The organism is Streptomyces sp. NPDC056061, assembly GCF_042266885.1.
GTDB lineage: Bacteria > Actinomycetota > Actinomycetes > Streptomycetales > Streptomycetaceae > Streptomyces.
Map to the genome: position 1 here is coordinate 72264 of NZ_JBHJWQ010000023.1, position 15845 is coordinate 88108.

The 15845-nt window shown below is 71.3% G+C and carries 6 protein-coding genes and 2 pseudogenes; all 8 read right to left on the reverse strand.

Going from position 1 to position 15845, the window contains the following annotated elements; translation table 11 throughout:
• Window positions 1–13: 13 nt before the first annotated feature.
• Window positions 14–2050: a regulator gene (locus ACFC79_RS27575; protein WP_376245380.1), complete on the reverse strand. Its 2037-nt coding sequence runs from the start codon at window positions 2048–2050 to the stop codon at window positions 14–16.
• Between the two features lie 170 nt (window positions 2051–2220).
• Window positions 2221–7548: pseudogene (pulA, locus tag ACFC79_RS27580) on the reverse strand (pullulanase-type alpha-1,6-glucosidase).
• Between the two features lie 245 nt (window positions 7549–7793).
• Window positions 7794–9227: pseudogene (locus ACFC79_RS27585) on the reverse strand (alpha-amylase family protein); the annotation flags it as partial.
• Window positions 9228–9574: 347 nt separating this feature from the next.
• The gene (locus tag ACFC79_RS27590; protein ID WP_376245211.1) at window positions 9575–10627 is read right to left on the reverse strand and encodes a LacI family DNA-binding transcriptional regulator; all 1053 of its coding nucleotides are present in this window, start codon (window positions 10625–10627) and stop codon (window positions 9575–9577) included.
• Complete coding sequence (locus ACFC79_RS27595; RefSeq protein ID WP_376245214.1) at window positions 10612–12276, reverse strand: glycoside hydrolase family 13 protein; 1665 nt, start codon at window positions 12274–12276, stop codon at window positions 10612–10614. The genes ACFC79_RS27590 and ACFC79_RS27595 overlap by 16 nt, the downstream gene beginning before the upstream one ends.
• Window positions 12277–12385: 109 nt before the next feature.
• A complete protein-coding gene (locus ACFC79_RS27600) occupies window positions 12386–13258 on the reverse strand; it encodes a sugar ABC transporter permease (protein WP_376245383.1) in 873 nt (290 codons plus the stop codon).
• Window positions 13252–14271 (reverse strand): carbohydrate ABC transporter permease, encoded by a 1020-nt coding sequence (locus ACFC79_RS27605; protein WP_376245217.1) that lies wholly within the window; start codon window positions 14269–14271, stop codon window positions 13252–13254. Before ACFC79_RS27605 ends, ACFC79_RS27600 begins: the two co-directional genes overlap by 7 nt.
• 19 nt (window positions 14272–14290) lie before the next feature.
• Window positions 14291–15565, reverse strand: a complete 1275-nt coding sequence (locus ACFC79_RS27610; protein WP_376245220.1) for an extracellular solute-binding protein — start codon at window positions 15563–15565, stop codon at window positions 14291–14293.
• Between the last annotated feature and the right edge of the window lie 280 nt (window positions 15566–15845).

The window sequence follows — 15845 nt, forward strand, 5'->3', positions numbered from 1 at the left end:
GCCGGCCCGCGCCCTACAGGAGCAATTCGCCCTGGAGCGCGGCCGCCAGCCCGACCTCGGCGTTGTCGGCACGCCCCCGCTCGTAGGCGCGCTGGTAGGCGGCGTCGCCGACGGCTGCCCGGGCCTGACGCTCGCATGCCTCGCGCAGCGGGCCCAGTTCGGGGGTGCCGCGCTGCGGGTAGCCGACCATGCGCCAGTAGACCTGCCCGGTGCCGTAGACCCGGGCGGCGCGGGCCCCCGCGCCCTGGGCGGCGATCGCGGCGGCGAGGATGTCCAGCCCGAGCGCGATGCCGAAGCGGTCGCGGAGGCGGTGCTTGCCCGCGATCATCGAACGGGCGTGGGCGGCGGAGGCGTCGGCGTCGCCCCGCAGCAGTGCGATCACGGCGAGCTGGTAGTCGACGTAGCTGCGGGTCCAGCACTCGTCCTGGACCTCGCAGACGGCGCGCAGCCTCCCGGCCGCGGCGGCCGCCTCGTCGAGTCGGCCGAGGCCGGTCAGCGCGAAGACGGTGATGAGGTGGCAGCGCAGCTGGTAGGCGGCCTCCAGCCGGTTGGTGACGCTGCTGGTGCGCAGGACCTGTTCGATCCGGCGGAGGCCCGCCTCGGGCCGACCGGTCATCAGGTGAGTGAGGCCGCACAGGTAGGCGGCCGAGAGGATGCCCTCGTCGTTGCCGTCCCGGGCCGCGGCCCTGGTGCATTCCCGGCCCAGGCGGCGGGCGGCCGGGTAGTCGCCCTGGAGCATGACGGTGATGCCCAGCACCCATAGGGCCCGGGTGCGGTGCGGGCCCTCGGACGGACCCGCGTCCAGGGCGCGCCGCGCGTAGTCGCGGGTCTGCGGCAGGTGGCCGCAGCAGCACCAGAAGAAGCCGATCCGGCCCGCCATCTCCTGGGCGGCCGCGGCGTCGTGGACCAGCAGGTGGTCCAGCGCCGTGCAGAGGTCGGCGTGGGCCTCGGCGATCCGGTGGTACCAGGTGATCTGGTCGTCGCCGGTCCAGCCCGCGTGGGCGTTGCGGGCCAGGCCGAGGAAGCAGGCGGCGTGCCGGTCGGCGGCGGCCCGTTCCTCGCCGAGTTCGGCGAGCCACATCCGGCCGTACTCGCGGATCGTGTCCAGCATCCGGTGGCGGGTGCCGTCCCGCCGGACGACGGACTTGGCGACCAGGCCGTTCAGCGCCTCGGTCACCCCGTCCCCGGTGAGCGGCCCCTCGGCACAGACCTCGCGGGCGGCGGCCTCGTCGAAGTCGCCGCGCAGGACGGTCAGCCGGGCCCAGAGCAGCCGTTCCAGCGGGGTGCACAGCTCGTGGCTCCAGCCGATGGCGGTACGCAGGGTGCGGTGGCGCGGCGGCCGGGCCGAGGCGTCGGACGGTACGTCGAAGCGGGTGCCGATCCGTTCGGCGATCTGCTCGACGGTCTCCCCGCCCACCGCTCCGGCCGCGAGTTCGATGGCGAGCGGGATGCCTTCGAGGCGGCGGCAGATCTCGGTGGCGGCCGCGGCGTCGGCCGGTGCGTCGAGGGCGAGGCCGGGGGCGGCCGCGGTGGCCCGGTCACGGAACAGGGCGAGTGCGTCGCCCGCGCCGTCGACGGGGAGCGGTGCCACCTCGACGAGCCGTTCGCCCCTCAGGCCCAGGGGCTGGCGGCTGGTGGCCAGCACGGTGAGGCCGGGCGAGGTGGTGAGGATCTCGCCGAGCAGGTGGGCGCAGGCGGGGAGCAGGTGCTCGCAGGAGTCGAGGACCAGCAGCAGTTCCTTGTCGGCGAGCCATTCGCACAGCGCGTCGATGGGCATGCGCAGCGTGTGGTCGGACAGCCCGACCGCGTCGGAGACGGTCGCGATGAGCAGGCTGTCGTCGTGGAGCGGGGACAGGTCCGCCCACCGGACCCCGTCACGGTGTGCGGGCGCGGCCTGCCGGGCGGTGCGGACCGCGAGCCGGGTCTTGCCGACGCCCCCGCTGCCGGTGAGGGTGGTCAGCCGGTGGGTGGCGACGGTGTGTTCCAGCCCGGCAAGTTCCGCTTTCCGTCCGACAAAGCTCGTCGTCTCCTCGGGAATGTTGCTCGCCATGGTCACCGTCGCCGAACAGGTGGACCGGCCGGTCCCGGCCCCCGGTCCGGTGCGCGCAGGCATGGGAGGGACCTGGCGCACCGGGGCGGGGCCGGGACCGGCCGAGAGTGGGAAGAGCGCGCCGGACAGTGCGGTGATGCGGCACTCCCCGGCGGCTGCTGGCTCCCAGCCTAGTGCCGTGCGGCACCGTTCAGCGCGAACACCGCCACGGTGCGTCCCGGAACGGTGAACCTTCCCGAACTCTCCTCATACGTCGACTTCTTGACGTTACTATCCGCGCCCGCCGCCTGGACGGGGTGCAGGGCGTACCGCTGTCCGGCGAGGGCGGCGACGGTCTGGGACGTGGTGCCGGGGCCGGCGTTGAGGACGACGACCAACGTGCCGAGCCGCATGGTGATCACGCCCGGTGTCTCGTCCTTCCCGGAGAGCGGGAAGGACAGCGCGGCCTGCACCTGCCCGGTGGTGGCGTGGGAGAAGTCCGGTTCCGTGGTGCGGATGGTCAGCAGGTCCCGGTAGGCGGCGGAGGCTCCTTCGATCTGCGCGCACCCGGGCCGTAGCGCGGCGTCGGCCAGCAGCGGGCGGGCGTGGGACCACTTGGGCTCGTTGTCGGCGGCCGGGGGCAGTCCGCGGCCGAAGCCGTTGCCGTCGCGGCAGTCCCAGTGCAGGGCGTTGAACCAGTCCCCGCTGTCGTACGAGTTGCGGTCCAGGGACTTGGAGCGCAGCAGGTCGGTGCCGGCCTGGGAGAGCGAGGGACCCTGGGACAGGGCGGCCGTCGCCATGGCGAGGACCTGCATCCGGGCCCGGTCGGCGGCCGACGTGCCCGCCGGGAGCTTGAAGGCGAGTGCGTCGTACAGCGATTCGTTGTCGTGGGCGTCCGCGTAGGCCAGGGCGTCGCCGGGGGCGGCGGCGTAGCCCGCCGGGGCGCCGTTGTAGTCGACGTCGGAGCCCTTGGTCGTGCGTCCCGTGGAGTCGGTGAAGGTGTAGTCGGCGAGGCTGCCGGTGAGGCCGACCTTGATCAGGTCCTGGTAGTGCAGCAGCCGGGTCCTCTGCTCGGCCTCCGTGCCGTTGGCGGGCGAGGTGTTGGGGTCGGTGTACAGGCCGCTGGCGAAGCCCTGCACGCCGGGGTCCTCGTCGAAGGGGCCGCCGCCGCGGACGGCGTCGCGGGCCCGGTCGGAGAAGGTGGCGATGCCGGTGCCTGCCATGTTCTTCTGGGTGGCCTGGACGAACCGGGCGTCGTCGGCGATCTCGCCGAAGTTCCAGCCCTCCCCGTACAGGACGATCTTCTTGCCGTCGACGCCGTCCTTCGCCTCGGTCAGCGCGTCCAGCGCCGCGCGGACGGCGAGGATGTTCGCCCTGGGGTGGTGGCCCATCAGGTCGAAGCGGAAGCCGTCGACCTTGTACTGCTTGGCCCAGGTGACGACCGAGTCGACGACGAGCTTGCCCATCATGGTGTGTTCGGGCGCGGTGCCGGAGCAGCAGCTGGAGGTGGCGACGGTGCCGTCGTCGAGCAGCCGCTGGTAGTAGCCGGGCACGATCCGGTCGAGTACGGACTTGTCGTCCTGGCCCGCGGCGACGGTGTGGTTGTAGACGACGTCCATGACGGTGCGCAGCCCGGCACCGTTCAGGCCCTGCACCATCCGCCGGAACTCGACGGTGCGCCGGGTGCCGTTCGGGTCGGAGGCGTAGGAGCCCTCCGGGACGGTGTGGTGCAGCGGATCGTAGCCCCAGTTGAAGCCGTCGCGGGCGGCGGCCTTCGCCACGCATGCCTGCTGCTCGGCGGAGTCGGGGGCGTACACGGACAGGTCGCAGGCGGGTTCGCGCCGGTCCGACTTCTTTTCGGGGACGGTGCCGAAGTCGAAGGCGGGCAGCAGGTGGACGTAGCTCGTGCCGGCGTCGGCGAGCCGCTTGAGGTGTTTCATCCCGTCGGAGCGGGCGTCGGTGAAGGCCAGGTATTCGCCGGGGTGTTTCGAGGTGCGGTCGGCGATGGAGAAGTCACGGATGTGCAGTTCCTGGATCTGCGCGTCGCGCAGCGGGACGGCGGCGGGCTTCCGCAGCGCGGACCAGCCGCCGGGCGCGAGCTCGGGGTCGTCGAGGTCGACGACGAGGCTGCGTGCGGAGTCGGCGGTCAGGGCGGTGGAGTAGGGGTCGGCGACCTTGTTGGTGACCATTTTCCGGACGGTGGGGGCCCACACGTCCACCAGGTAGCGGTAGGGCTTGCCGGTCCACGCCTTCGTGCCGGTGGCGGACCAGACGCCGGTGCGGTCGTCGCGGCGCATCGGGACGCGGCGGCCGTCGAGTTCGAGGGCGACGGTGCGGGCGGTGGGCGCCCAGACGGACAAGGTGGGACTGCCGCTGTCGAAGACCGGGCCGAGCGCGGAGGCCGCCGCGTGCTTCCCGTACAGGTCGTCGAGGACGCCCGGGGTCTGGACGCCGGTGGCGGCGAGCAGGGCGCCGTTCGCGGCGCGCTGGGTGGCGATCAGCTGGCCGCGCAGCGCCTCGCGGACCCTGCGCCGGTCGCGGGCGTCGACGGTGAACGCCGGACGGTCCCTGAGGTGCGGGTACTTCGCCTTCTGGGCGTCGGTCAGCGCGGAGGGGGCGAGCCGGATCCACTGTCCCTCGTCGGAGAGCGCCCCGTCGACGACGGTGATGCCGCCGTCGGGCGCGTACACGAGCTGCTGGCTGGTGGCGGCGGTGGCCTCGACGTCCCAGACGACGGTGTCGGCGTCGATCCACTGCGCCTCGGCCCCGGTGAGGTCGGGTGCGGGGGCGGCGCCGGTCTGCGGCAGCAGGTGGCCGGGGGTGGCACCGAGCAGCCAGACCTCGTGCCCGTAGGTGGTGAGGTCGAGCGACTGGTCGGCGGGGAGGTCCTTCTCGTCGCCCTTGTGGATGATGTAGGAGAGCGAGCCGGCCCCGTCGGCGAGCGGGACCTCGAAGGTGGCCCCGGAGGCGTCGGTCCTCACCGGCCGGAGCGGCCCGGCCCAGTCGGTGGGGTCCTTCGCCCCGGTCCAGGTGTGCAGCCCCCAGCCGTCGTAGTCGCCGTCGGGCCGGTAGTAGTGCAGGACTGCCCTGCCGGTGTCCTGCGGCGGGTAGGCGCCTTCGGGGGCGGTGTCGGACTGGCCGGTGCCGCCCTGTTCGATCCAGACCTGTCCGGTTCTGGCGAGGTCGACGGTGCGCTGCGGCCCGTCGCCGGTGCCGTCCTTCTCGACGGTGTACGGGACGGCGGCGGCGCCCTCGGCGGGCTCGATCCAGGCGAAGGCGCCGTAGGCGTCGCGCCCGGTGAAGTCGGCGGTGGTGTCGCCGGTCCTGAGCTTCCAGCCGTCGTAGTCGCCGTCGGTGCGCCGGTAGTGGACGACGACGTGGTCGCGCTCGACGGCGACGGGCTTCTCGGCCGGGGGCGCCTGTCCGGCGGTGGTGGTGGCCAGGGCGCTCGCGGTGCGGCCCCGGCGATCGACGACGACCGCCTTGTAGCGCAGGGGGGTTCCGGCCGTCACCGTGTCGTCGAGGTGCTGGGTGACCTTGTAGGGGGCGTGGTCGGCGGAGCCGAGCACGGTCCACTTCCCGTTGCCGGTCTGCGCGGCGAACACGACGCGGCCGAGCGTTCCGCCGTCGGCGTCGGCGGCGATCTAGACGGTGCCGGTGGCTCCGGCGGCCGGGGCCCGCAGGGTGATCGAGGGCTCGGCGGCGGGCTCGGCCGGCGCCTTCTCCGCGCGCAGCACGACGGCGGACAGGGCGGGCACGGTGACGGTGGCCCTCCCGTCGGCGCCGCTGCGGACGGTGCCGGAACCGCCGTACAGCGTGCGGAAGTCCGTCCGGGCGGACGCGGTGGGCAGTTCGACCGTCCGCGGGGTGGTGGCGTTGTTGGCGGCGACGAGGTATTCGTTCGGGCGGTCGGGGTCGGTGCGGGAGAACGCGTAGACGGAGTCCTCGGCGTACCGCTCGGTCTGGACCCCGTCGCGCAGCGCCGGGTGCTTCCGGGTAAGTGCGGACAGCGCGGCGATGGTGCGGTACAGCGGGTGCGTGGTGTCGTAGGCGTCGGAGGCGTGGGTGCGGTCGGTGCCGATCCGGTCGTCGTCGAGGTAGTCGGCGGTCTTCGAGGCGAACATGGTCTGGCGGGCGTCCTTGTCGCCGCCGGCGCCGGTGAAGCCCTGCTCGTCGCCGTAGTAGACGACGGGGTTGCCGCGGCTGAGGAACATCAGCTCGTCGGCGAACCGGGCGCGGGCGAGGAGTTCGGCGTCGTCGGCCTTCGGGTTGTCCTGTGCGAGGAACGTCCCGATGCGGCCCATGTCGTGGTTGCCGAGGAAGGTGACCTGCTCGTAGGCGTTGGCCCGGTCGGTGGTGTAGCGGTAGTCGTCGGCGAGGACGGCGGCGAGCTTCGAGGCCGGGGCGCCGCGGGAGACGTACTGGCGGACGGCGTCCTGGAAGGGGAAGTCGAGTGTCGCGTCGAGCCGGCCCCGGGTCACGTAGGGCGAGGTGACGGCGGTGTCGGCGGAGTAGACCTCGCCGAACATGAAGAAGTCCTCGCGGCCCTGCCGGGCGGCGTAGGCGTCCAGGGCCGTCGCCCACTGGGTCCAGAAGTCCAGGTCGACGTGTTTGACGGTGTCGACGCGGAATCCGTCGATGTCGAAGTCGCGAACCCACTTCCGGTAGATCTTCTCCATCCCGGAGACGACCTCGGGCCGTTCGGTCCACAGGTCGTCCAGGCCGGAGAAGTCGCCGTACGTGGTGGACTCCCCGGCGTAGGTCGAATCGCCGCGGTTGTGGTACATCGTCGGGTCGTTGAGCCAGGCCGGGACCTTCCCGCCGCTGCTCCTGGGGGTGTACGGGAACGAGTCCGCGTCGACCTCCGCCATGCCCTCGGCGTCGTCGAACGGGCGGCCGTTCACGTCCAGGTAGGGGTAGGCGCCCTTGGGCTTGTAGCCGTACTCCTTCTCGGCGTGGTCGATGGTGTCGGCGGTGTGGTTGGTGATGACGTCGAAGAAGACCTTCATGCCCTTGCGGTGGGCCTTGTCGATGAGCTCCGACAGGTCGGCGTCGGTGCCGAAGTGCGGGTCGACCTTGGTGAAGTCGGTGATCCAGTAGCCGTGGTAGCCGGCCGAGGCGTCCTTGCCGGTGCCCTGGACCGGGCGGTTCTCGAAGATCGGGGCGAGCCAGATGGCGGTGGTGCCGAGCCCCTTGATGTAGTCGAGGCGGTCGGTCAGGCCCTTGAGGTCGCCGCCCTGGTAGAAGCCCTTGTCGGTGGGGTCGAAACCGGTCTCCAGCCGCGAACCGGTGAGCCCGCCGCGGTCGTTGGCGGGGTCGCCGTTCGCGAACCGGTCGGGCATGACGAAGTAGAACTGCTCACGGGTCAGGTCGTGCCGGGCCGGTTCGCGGGCGAGTTCCGCGTCCGAGGGCGGGGACGGGGGTCCGGGCTCGGCGGACGCGGAGGCCGCCGGGACGACGGGGAGCAGTGCCGCGCACAGTGCGGCAACGGCTCCCCGTCCGAGGGTGGTTCGGGACACGGGAAGGTTCTCCTCGGGCTTTCGGGGCGGGCCGGGCGGCATGCGCCGGGCGACACGTAGCGGACGGCAGGTGTGAGCGCCGGGTGCCGGGCGGCATGCGCCGAGCGACAGGTGCCGGGCGCCGCCTGATCCGGCGATGCGGGCCGGGGCGCGCCGTCGCGCGTCCCGGCCCGCGGGAGGTGGGGGTTTCAGTCGCGCCGGACGTCGGCGGTCGGGGCGACGCGGCCGGTGGACGGCACGGTGGCGGTGGCGGCGTCCGCACCGGAGGAGGCGCCCGACCCGCCGGTCGCGCCGCCGTCGCAGGTGCGGGCGCCGACGTGCAGCGCGACCGCGGTGGCGGCTCCCAGGGTGGCGGTGAAACTGCCGGAGCCGTCGACGGTGACGCCCCTGCCGGACTGCACGTCGCAGTAGTCGCCCGCGGGCAGCGAGGTCCGGAAGGTGCGGGTCAACGGGGAGTCGTCGTGGTTGATGGCCACGTACGCCGTGGAGCCGCGGCCGAAGGCGATCCGGCCGCCGCCGTCGTCCCACCAGTCCGTGACGCCCTGGCCGCGGGCGGCGTTGCGGAAGCCGACCATGGAGGAGATCTCCCGCCAGGCGTGCTGGCACTTCCAGCCGTCGCGGTAGCAGGCGTTCACCGTGCCGCCGTCGGGCGGTCCGGCGTCCTTGTCGGACCACTCGTAGCCGGAGTGCACATCGGGCGAGCCGTACGGCCAGGCCAGCATGAAGACGTTGGCCAGGGTGTAGGCGGCACCGTCCTTGTAGTTGAGGGTGTCGCCGACGCGCTCGGTGTCGTCGTTGTCGACGAAGACGGCGGACGTGGACGAGGGCATGAAGCCCCAGCCCTCGCCGAAGTTCTTCAGGTCGGCGAGGTTCCGGTCGGTGAACACCTGCTTGAGGCCGCGGGCGTAGCGGAACTCCTGGACGTCGCCGGTGCCGGTGTACTCGTCGGGCTGGACCGCCTCCCCGGCCCCGTATATCGCCTCCTGCTTCCAGTGGACATCGGGCTTGCTCAGCCGCGACTTGATGTTCGCCAGGTCGGCGGCGGGCATGTGCTTGGCGGCGTCGATCCGGAAGCCGTCGATGCCGAGCGAGAGCAGGTCGTCGAGGTATCCGGCGATCCGGCCGCGGACGTACTCCTCACCGGTGTCCAGGTCGGCGAGGCCGACCAGTTCGCAGTTCTGGACGTTCGCCCGGTCCTGGTAGTTGCTGATCTGCGCGGTGCAGTCGTCCATGTCGGCCGCCGAGTACAGGCCCGGGTAGTCGTACTTGGTGTACGCGGAGCCGCCGGTGCCGGTGCCCGATCCCGCCGCCATGTGGTTGATGACGGCGTCGGCGACGACCCTGACGCCCGCGGCGTGGCAGGTGTTCACCATGTTCGCGAAGGAGGCGCGGTCGCCGAGCCGTCCGGCGATCCGGTAGCCGACCGGCTGGTACGAGGTCCACCACTGGTCGCCCCGGATGTGCTCCTGGGGCGGCGAGACCTGCACGTATCCGTAGCCGGCCGGGCCGAGGGCGTCCGTGCACGCCTTGGCCACGGAGTCGAATTTCCACTCGAAGAGAACGGCGGTGACGTCCTTGTCGCCCGGCGCCGAGGCCCGGGCGGTGGTGGCGGGCGCCACCAAGACGGCGGCGGCGCCCGCTATCAGGGCCAGCGCCCCGGACAGTGGTCTGCGTGCCATGTTTCCTCCTGCTGTGGGGGGAATGCGGGTGACGGTGCAGCCTCACGTGGCAACGCGCCCTGCCTTCAAGGCTCCTGAAGGTTCTTGCTGCAAGAATGCAAAACCTGTCGCGCCGCAGACCGTACGAGGCCGCCCGCCCCGGGTCAACCCTTTGGACACGCCCCGCCCACATCCCGGAAACACGGCAGTTTTCTCGCTGAAAAGACTTACGCAAGACATTGCAACGCTGTTACGTTCCTGACTGCTCCGGTCCGGCCGGCCGGAGGTTCCGACGCCTCGGGCCTCGGGACCTCACGCGCCCGGCCGGCCGGATCGGACCCCGGCGCCTCCCGCTCCCGCGGCCGGGTTCAGGCGTCGCGGACCGCGGCGGTGGATCCCCGTACCACCAGGTCCGGCTGGAACACGTACTCGGTGCGCTGCACCGGGCTGCCGCCGATCTCCTCCAGCAGAGCGCTCACCGCGGCCCCCGCCATCGCCCGCACGGGCTGACGCACCGTCGTCAGCGGCGGGTCGGTGAACGCGATCAGCTGGGAGTCGTCGAAGCCCACCACCGAGACGTCGCGCGGCACGTCGAGCCCTCGGTTGCGGGCCGCGCGCACCACGCCCAGCGCCATCAGGTCGCTGCCGCAGACGATGCCCGTGCACCCCTGGTCGAGCAGCGCGCCCGCCGCAACCTGGCCGCCCTCGACGCTGAAGAGCGTGGTGCAGACGAGGCGTTCGGCCTCGGCGCGGTCCAGCCCGAGCAGCTTCCGGGCGGCCTCGACGAAGCCCTCGCGCTTGCGGCGGGCCGGCACGTAGCGCTGCGGGCCGATGGCCAGACCGATCCCGCGGTGCCCCAGTTCGACGAGGTGGCCGACGGCCATCCGTACGGCGGCGGTGTCGTCGGACGAGACGAACGGGGCGCTGATCCGTTCGTTGCAGCCGTTGATGAGCACGAACGGTACGCCGCGCTCGCGCAGCGCGGCGTACCGGGACGGGTCGGCCGACAGGTCGGCGTGCAGTCCGGAGAGGAAGACGATCCCGTCGACGCCGCGTTCGACGAGCTGCTCGACGAGTTCGTCCTCGGTGGCACCGCCGGGCATCTGGGTGCAGAGCACCGGGGTGTAGCCGTGCCCGGCCAGGACCTGTTCCACGGCCTGCGCGAAGGCCGGGAAGATCGGGTTGGTGAGTTCGGGTGTCACCAGTCCGATCAGCCCGGCGCTGCGCTGCCGCAGCCGTACGGGGCGTTCGTAGCCCAGGACGTCCAGCGCGGCCAGCACCCGGCGTCGCGTGGGGTCCGCGACGCCGGGCCTGCCGTTGAGCACCCGGCTGACGGTCGCCTCGCTGACCGCCGCCCGGCCGGCGATGTCCGAGAGTCTCGGCGCACCGCCGGTTCCCGCGATCGTCACACCGTCCACCACACCGTGGTGTCGGCGGGCAGCTCGAACTCGGCGCCGTCGGTGACGACCGGGGTGCTGGACAGCAGGACGCTGCCGCGCACCGCGATGCGGACCGGGCTGTCCGTGGTGTTGACGGTGCAGACGAAGCCGGGGCGGGCGAGGATCAGCACCCCCTCGGGGGCGTCGAGCCATTCCACCTCGCTTCCCGCGCCGAGGCCGGGGTGTGCCCGCCGGGCGGCGATCGCGGCCCGGTACAGCTCCAGGGTGGAGCCCTCGACCCCGGTCTGCGCCTGCACGCTCAGCTCCCCCCAGCCCGAGGGCTGCGGCAGCCAGCTGCCGCCGCTGCCGAAGCCGTACGAGCTCCCCTCGCGGGTCCACGGGATCGGCACCCGGCAGCCGTCGCGGAAGCCGTCCTGGCCGGCGGCCCGGAAGAACGACGGGTCCTGGCGGACCTCGTCGGGCAGGTCGGTGACGTCGGGCAGGCCGAGCTCCTCGCCCTGGTAGACGTAGGCGGAACCGGGCAGCGCCAGCATCAGCAGGGTGGCGGCGCGGGCCCGGCGCAGCCCCAGTTCGCGGTCGCCCGCGGAGCGGATCTGGTTGCCCAGGCCGGGCGGGTTGGCGAACCGGGTGGCGTGCCGGGTCACGTCGTGGTTGGACAGCACCCAGGTGGTGGGGGCGCCGACCGGGCGCATCGCGTCGAGCGAGGCGTCGATGACCGCGCGCAGCTCGGCGGCGTCCCAGCCGGTGGACAGGTACTGGAAGTTGAACGCCTGGTGCATCTCGTCGGGGCGCACGTAGTTCGCGGTGCGCTCGACGGTGGGGGTCCATGCCTCGGCCACCGCGATCCGGTCGCCCGGGTACTCGTCGAGGATGGTGCGCCAGGAGCGGTAGATCTCGTGGACGCCGTCCTGGTCGAAGAACGGCATGACGTCGTTGCCGAGGAGCTTGAGCTGGTCGTGCGTGCCGAGGTCGGGCAGGCCCTCGGCCTTGACGAGGCCGTGGGCGACGTCGACCCGGAAGCCGTCGACGCCCATGTCGAGCCAGTAGCGCAGGATCGAGCGGAACTCGTCGGCGACGGCGGGGTGTTCCCAGTTGAAGTCGGGCTGCTCGGGTGCGAAGAGGTGGAGGTACCAGTCGCCGGGGGTGCCGTCCGGGTCGGTGGTGCGGGTCCAGGCGGGACCGCCGAAGACGGACTCCCAGTCGTTGGGCGGGAGTTCGCCGTCGCTGCCCTTGCCGGGGCGGAAGTGGTAGCGGTCGCGCAGTGCCGAGCCGGGGCCCTCGGCGAGGGCGCGCCGGAACCATTCGTGGCGGTCGGAGGAGTGGTTGGGGACCAGGTCGACGATGATCCGCAGGCCCAGTTCGTGGGCGTCGCGGATCAGCCCGTCGGCGTCCAGCAGGGTGCCGAACATGGGGTCGATGGCCCGGTAGTCGGCGACGTCGTAACCGGCGTCGGCCTGTGGGGAGGCGTAGAACGGGCTGAGCCAGACGGCGTCGACGCCGAGGTCCTTGAGGTACGGGAGCCTGCCGCGTACGCCCGCGAGGTCGCCCATGCCGTCACCGTTGCCGTCGGCGAAGCTCCGTGGATAGACCTGGTAGATCACCGCGTCCTGCCACCAGCCGGTCTGGTGGGCCGGAGCGTCGGCGGAGGGGGCAGCGAGGTGCTGGGTCATGTCGTCCCTGGGGTGTCGGGGTGGGTGCGCGGCCGGAGACCTGGTGGGGTGTCCGGCGACGCGGTGGCGTGGTGCGTGCGGTCGTACGGCGTGCGACAGGTCGTGGCCGTCAGCCCTTGACGGCTCCGGCGGACATGCCGGTGACCAGGTGGCGCTGGGCGAAGAGGAAGACCAGGCCGGCGGGTATCGCGATCAGCACCGACGCGGCGGTCATCGGCCCCCACTGGGCTCCGTACTGGTTGACGAAGAGCTGGAGCCCGCCGGCGAGGGTGAGGTTGTCCTCGCCGACCATGAAGGCGGAGGCGTAGGCGACTTCGCCCCATGCGGTGATGAAGGAGTAGAAGGCGGTGACGGCGAGACCGGGCTTGGCGAGCGGCAGGACGAGCCGCCAGAACGTGCCGAACGGGGTGAGGCCGTCGACCTGGCCCGACTCGTCGATCTCGCGCGGGATGGTGTCGAAGAAGCCCTTCATCATCCAGGCGCAGAACGGTACCGAGATGGTGAGGTAGGTGATGACGAGTCCGGCGGGCTGATTCAGCAGCCCCATGCCCGACATGATGTTGTAGATGGGCACGATGAGGACGGCCACCGGGAACATCTGGGTGACCAGCAGCGTCCACATCAGCCCGCGCTTGCCGGGGAACCTGAAGCGGCTGACGGCGTAGCCGGTGGAGGCGGAGACGATGACGCCGAGAAGTGTGGTGAGCCCCGCGACGAGCAGGGAGTTGCCGAACCAGGTGAGGAACTTCGTGTCCCGGATCAGGTTCGTGTAGTTCTCGAACGTCGTCTCCTTGAAGAAGTCCGTGGTCGTCGCGTACGCGGCGGGCTTCAGCGAGGTGAGCAGGACCCACAGCACGGGGAAGACCGCGATCACGGACGCCACGACGAGCGTGAGATGCAGCGCGACGGAGGCGATCGGCGAACGCTCGCCGCGCAGCCGGACCTTGCGGGCGGCGGCGGTTGCGGGGGCGGTGGTCACCAGTCGTCTCCCTGGGTGCGCAGGACTCGCCGGTAGACGGCGGCGAAGATCAGCAGGAGCACGAGGATCAGCACGCCCCAGGTGGAGGACTGGGCGAAGTCGCGCGGGCTGATCTCGAAGGAGAACTTGTACGCCTGGGTGACCAGGATCTGGGTGGCCTCACCGGGTCCGCCGCGGGTCAGCAGGAAGATGACCGGGAACATGTTGAAGGTCCAGATGGTGGAGAGCAGGATCACCGTGGTGGACACCGGCCGCAGTCCCGGCAGCGTGATGTGGCGGAAGCGCTGCCAGGCGGTGGCGCCGTCCATCTCCGCGGCCTCGTAGTGCTCGCTGGGGATGGACTGCAGCCCGCCGAGCAGGGCGACCATCATGAACGGCACCCCGAGCCAGACGTTGACGGCGATCACGGAGAACTTCGCCCAGGTGGGGTCGTTCAGCCAGGGGATGCCGTCGATGCCGGTACCGGAGAGGATCTTGTTGAGCAGGCCGCGGTCCTCGTTGTAGAGGAACCGCCAGGCGAAGACGGAGACGAAGCCGGGGATGGCCCAGGGCAGGATGAGCGCCATCCGGTACGCGGAGCGACCGGCGATGCGGCGGTTGAGGATGTTGGCGAGGGCCATCCCGAGGCAGAAGGTGATGGCCACGCAGGAGACCGTCCACACCAGCGTCCACCCGAGGGTGCCGAGGAACTGATGGCCGGTGAGCGCTTCGGTGTAGTTGTCCAGGCCCACGAACTCGTACGTGGCGGGCATGTGGTTGACACCGATGGACCGGGCGACGTTGCGCTCGTTGGCGTCGGTCATCGACAGGTAGATGCCGCGGACCAGCGGGTATCCGATGATCACGCCGATCACGACGACGACCGGCGCGACCATGGTCCAGGCGTACCAGTGGGTCGACAGCGCCCGCCGGAGCCTGCCGGGCGTCGGCGGGGGGTTGCCAGTGCCGCGGCTCCGGCCGCGGACGACGTCGTCGTCCGCGGCCCTCACCACCGACTGGCCGGTGTGGACAGCCATCAGCCGGCCTGCCTTCCTGTTACTTCCAGCCCTTGAGGAGCTTGCGGTAGGAGTCGCCGGTGGTCTTGACGGCCTTCTCCGGCTCGGTCTGGCCGGTGAGGACCTTGGTGTACTCGGTGACGAGCGGGGCGAAGAGGCTTCCGGTCTCCGGGATCCAGGGGCGCTCGACGGCGGTCTCGACGACGGGCTTGAAGAAGCCGACGATCTCGTTGTCGACGACGTCCTTCTTGGCGTACGCGGAGGTGCGGGTCGGCAGGAGGCTCAGTTCCTTGGTGACCTGGGCCTGGGTCTGTGCGGACGTCATGTACTCGACGAAGGCGTAGGAGGCGTCGAGGTTCTTGGAGCCCGCGTAGACGGCGAGGTTGTGCCCGCCCTGCGGGGCGCCCTGTGCGGCGGAGCCCGCCGGGACCGGGGCGACGCCCAGGTTGGCCTTGTCCTTGAACTCCTTGCCCGCGTAGGTGTCGGCGACGGCCCACGGGCCGTTGATGATCATGGCGACCTTGCCGTCCTTGAAGGACGCCTGCATGTTCTCCCAGCCGTCCGTGGCGTCGGTCTTGGCCGCCCCGGAGTCGACGAGGTCCTTGACGACCTTCATCGCCGCGACGCCCTTGGGGTTGTCGATGGTGACGGACTGGTTGGAGGCGTCGACCATGTCGCCGCCCTCTCCGTAGAGGAAGGAGAGGAACCAGTACGCGTCGTCACCGCGCAGGTACATGCCGGTCCTGCCGGTCTTGTCCTTGATCTTCTTGGCGACGGACTTGAGCTCGCCGACCGTCTTGGGGACCTCGACACCGGCCTCCTTGAAGATCTTCTTGTTGTAGAAGATGCCCATGGAGTCGATGACCTGCGGCACCGCGTAGGTCTTGCCCTGGTACTTGGTGGACGCGGCGGCCTGCTTGAGGAAGTCCTCCGGGCTCTTCAGCGCCGTGGTGCCGTCGAGCGGGGCGAGGTAGCCGAGGTCGGCGAACTCGGGGGTCCAGGCGACCTCGGAGCGGATCACGTCGGGTGCGTCGGAGCCGGACTGCGCCGCGTTCTTGAACTTGTTCTGCGCATCGCCGAAGGGCACGTTGACGTACTTGACGTGGACCTTCGGGTGCTGCTTGGTGAAGTCCTCGGCGATCTTCTTGAAGACCTTGTCCTCGCTGCCCGCGGTGGAGGTGTCCCACCACGTCACCGTGCCGGACAGCTCGCCCGAGCTCTTGCTCGTGCCGCCGGACTCGTCGTCGCTGCCGCAGGCGGTCGCCGCGAGCGCCAGGGCCGCGACCAGGGCGGTGGCCGTTATGCCACGTCGCATCTGAACTCCTTCAACTGCCGTACCGCTCCGTCGCGGCGCCGGGTCGACGTGAACGTAACAAGGATGAAAGAACGCCGAAAGAGTTTGCGGAATATTTCTGCAAGCACCGACGATCGTTACATTCGCGTGTCCGCACGGTTGCCGTCAAGACTCTTGACGAGAGATGCCGATCCCTGACCACGGCGGCCTGTGGGCAGTGATCACACGGCACGAGGACGCGATCGCACGCCGCCGACGACTCCGCAAGGTCTTGCAAGAAGTTGCCGCCCCAGCTACTGAA

What these genes read in the sequence shown, in the direction of transcription:
- ACFC79_RS27575 (WP_376245380.1), bottom strand. Translation starts at nt 2,050, where the DNA reads ATGGCGAGCAACATTCCCGAGGAGACGACGAGCTTTGTCGGACGGAAA.
- ACFC79_RS27595 (WP_376245214.1), bottom strand. Translation starts at nt 12,276, where the DNA reads ATGACCCAGCACCTCGCTGCCCCCTCCGCCGACGCTCCGGCCCACCAG.
- ACFC79_RS27605 (WP_376245217.1), bottom strand. Translation starts at nt 14,271, where the DNA reads ATGGCTGTCCACACCGGCCAGTCGGTGGTGAGGGCCGCGGACGACGAC.
- ACFC79_RS27610 (WP_376245220.1), bottom strand. Translation starts at nt 15,565, where the DNA reads ATGCGACGTGGCATAACGGCCACCGCCCTGGTCGCGGCCCTGGCGCTC.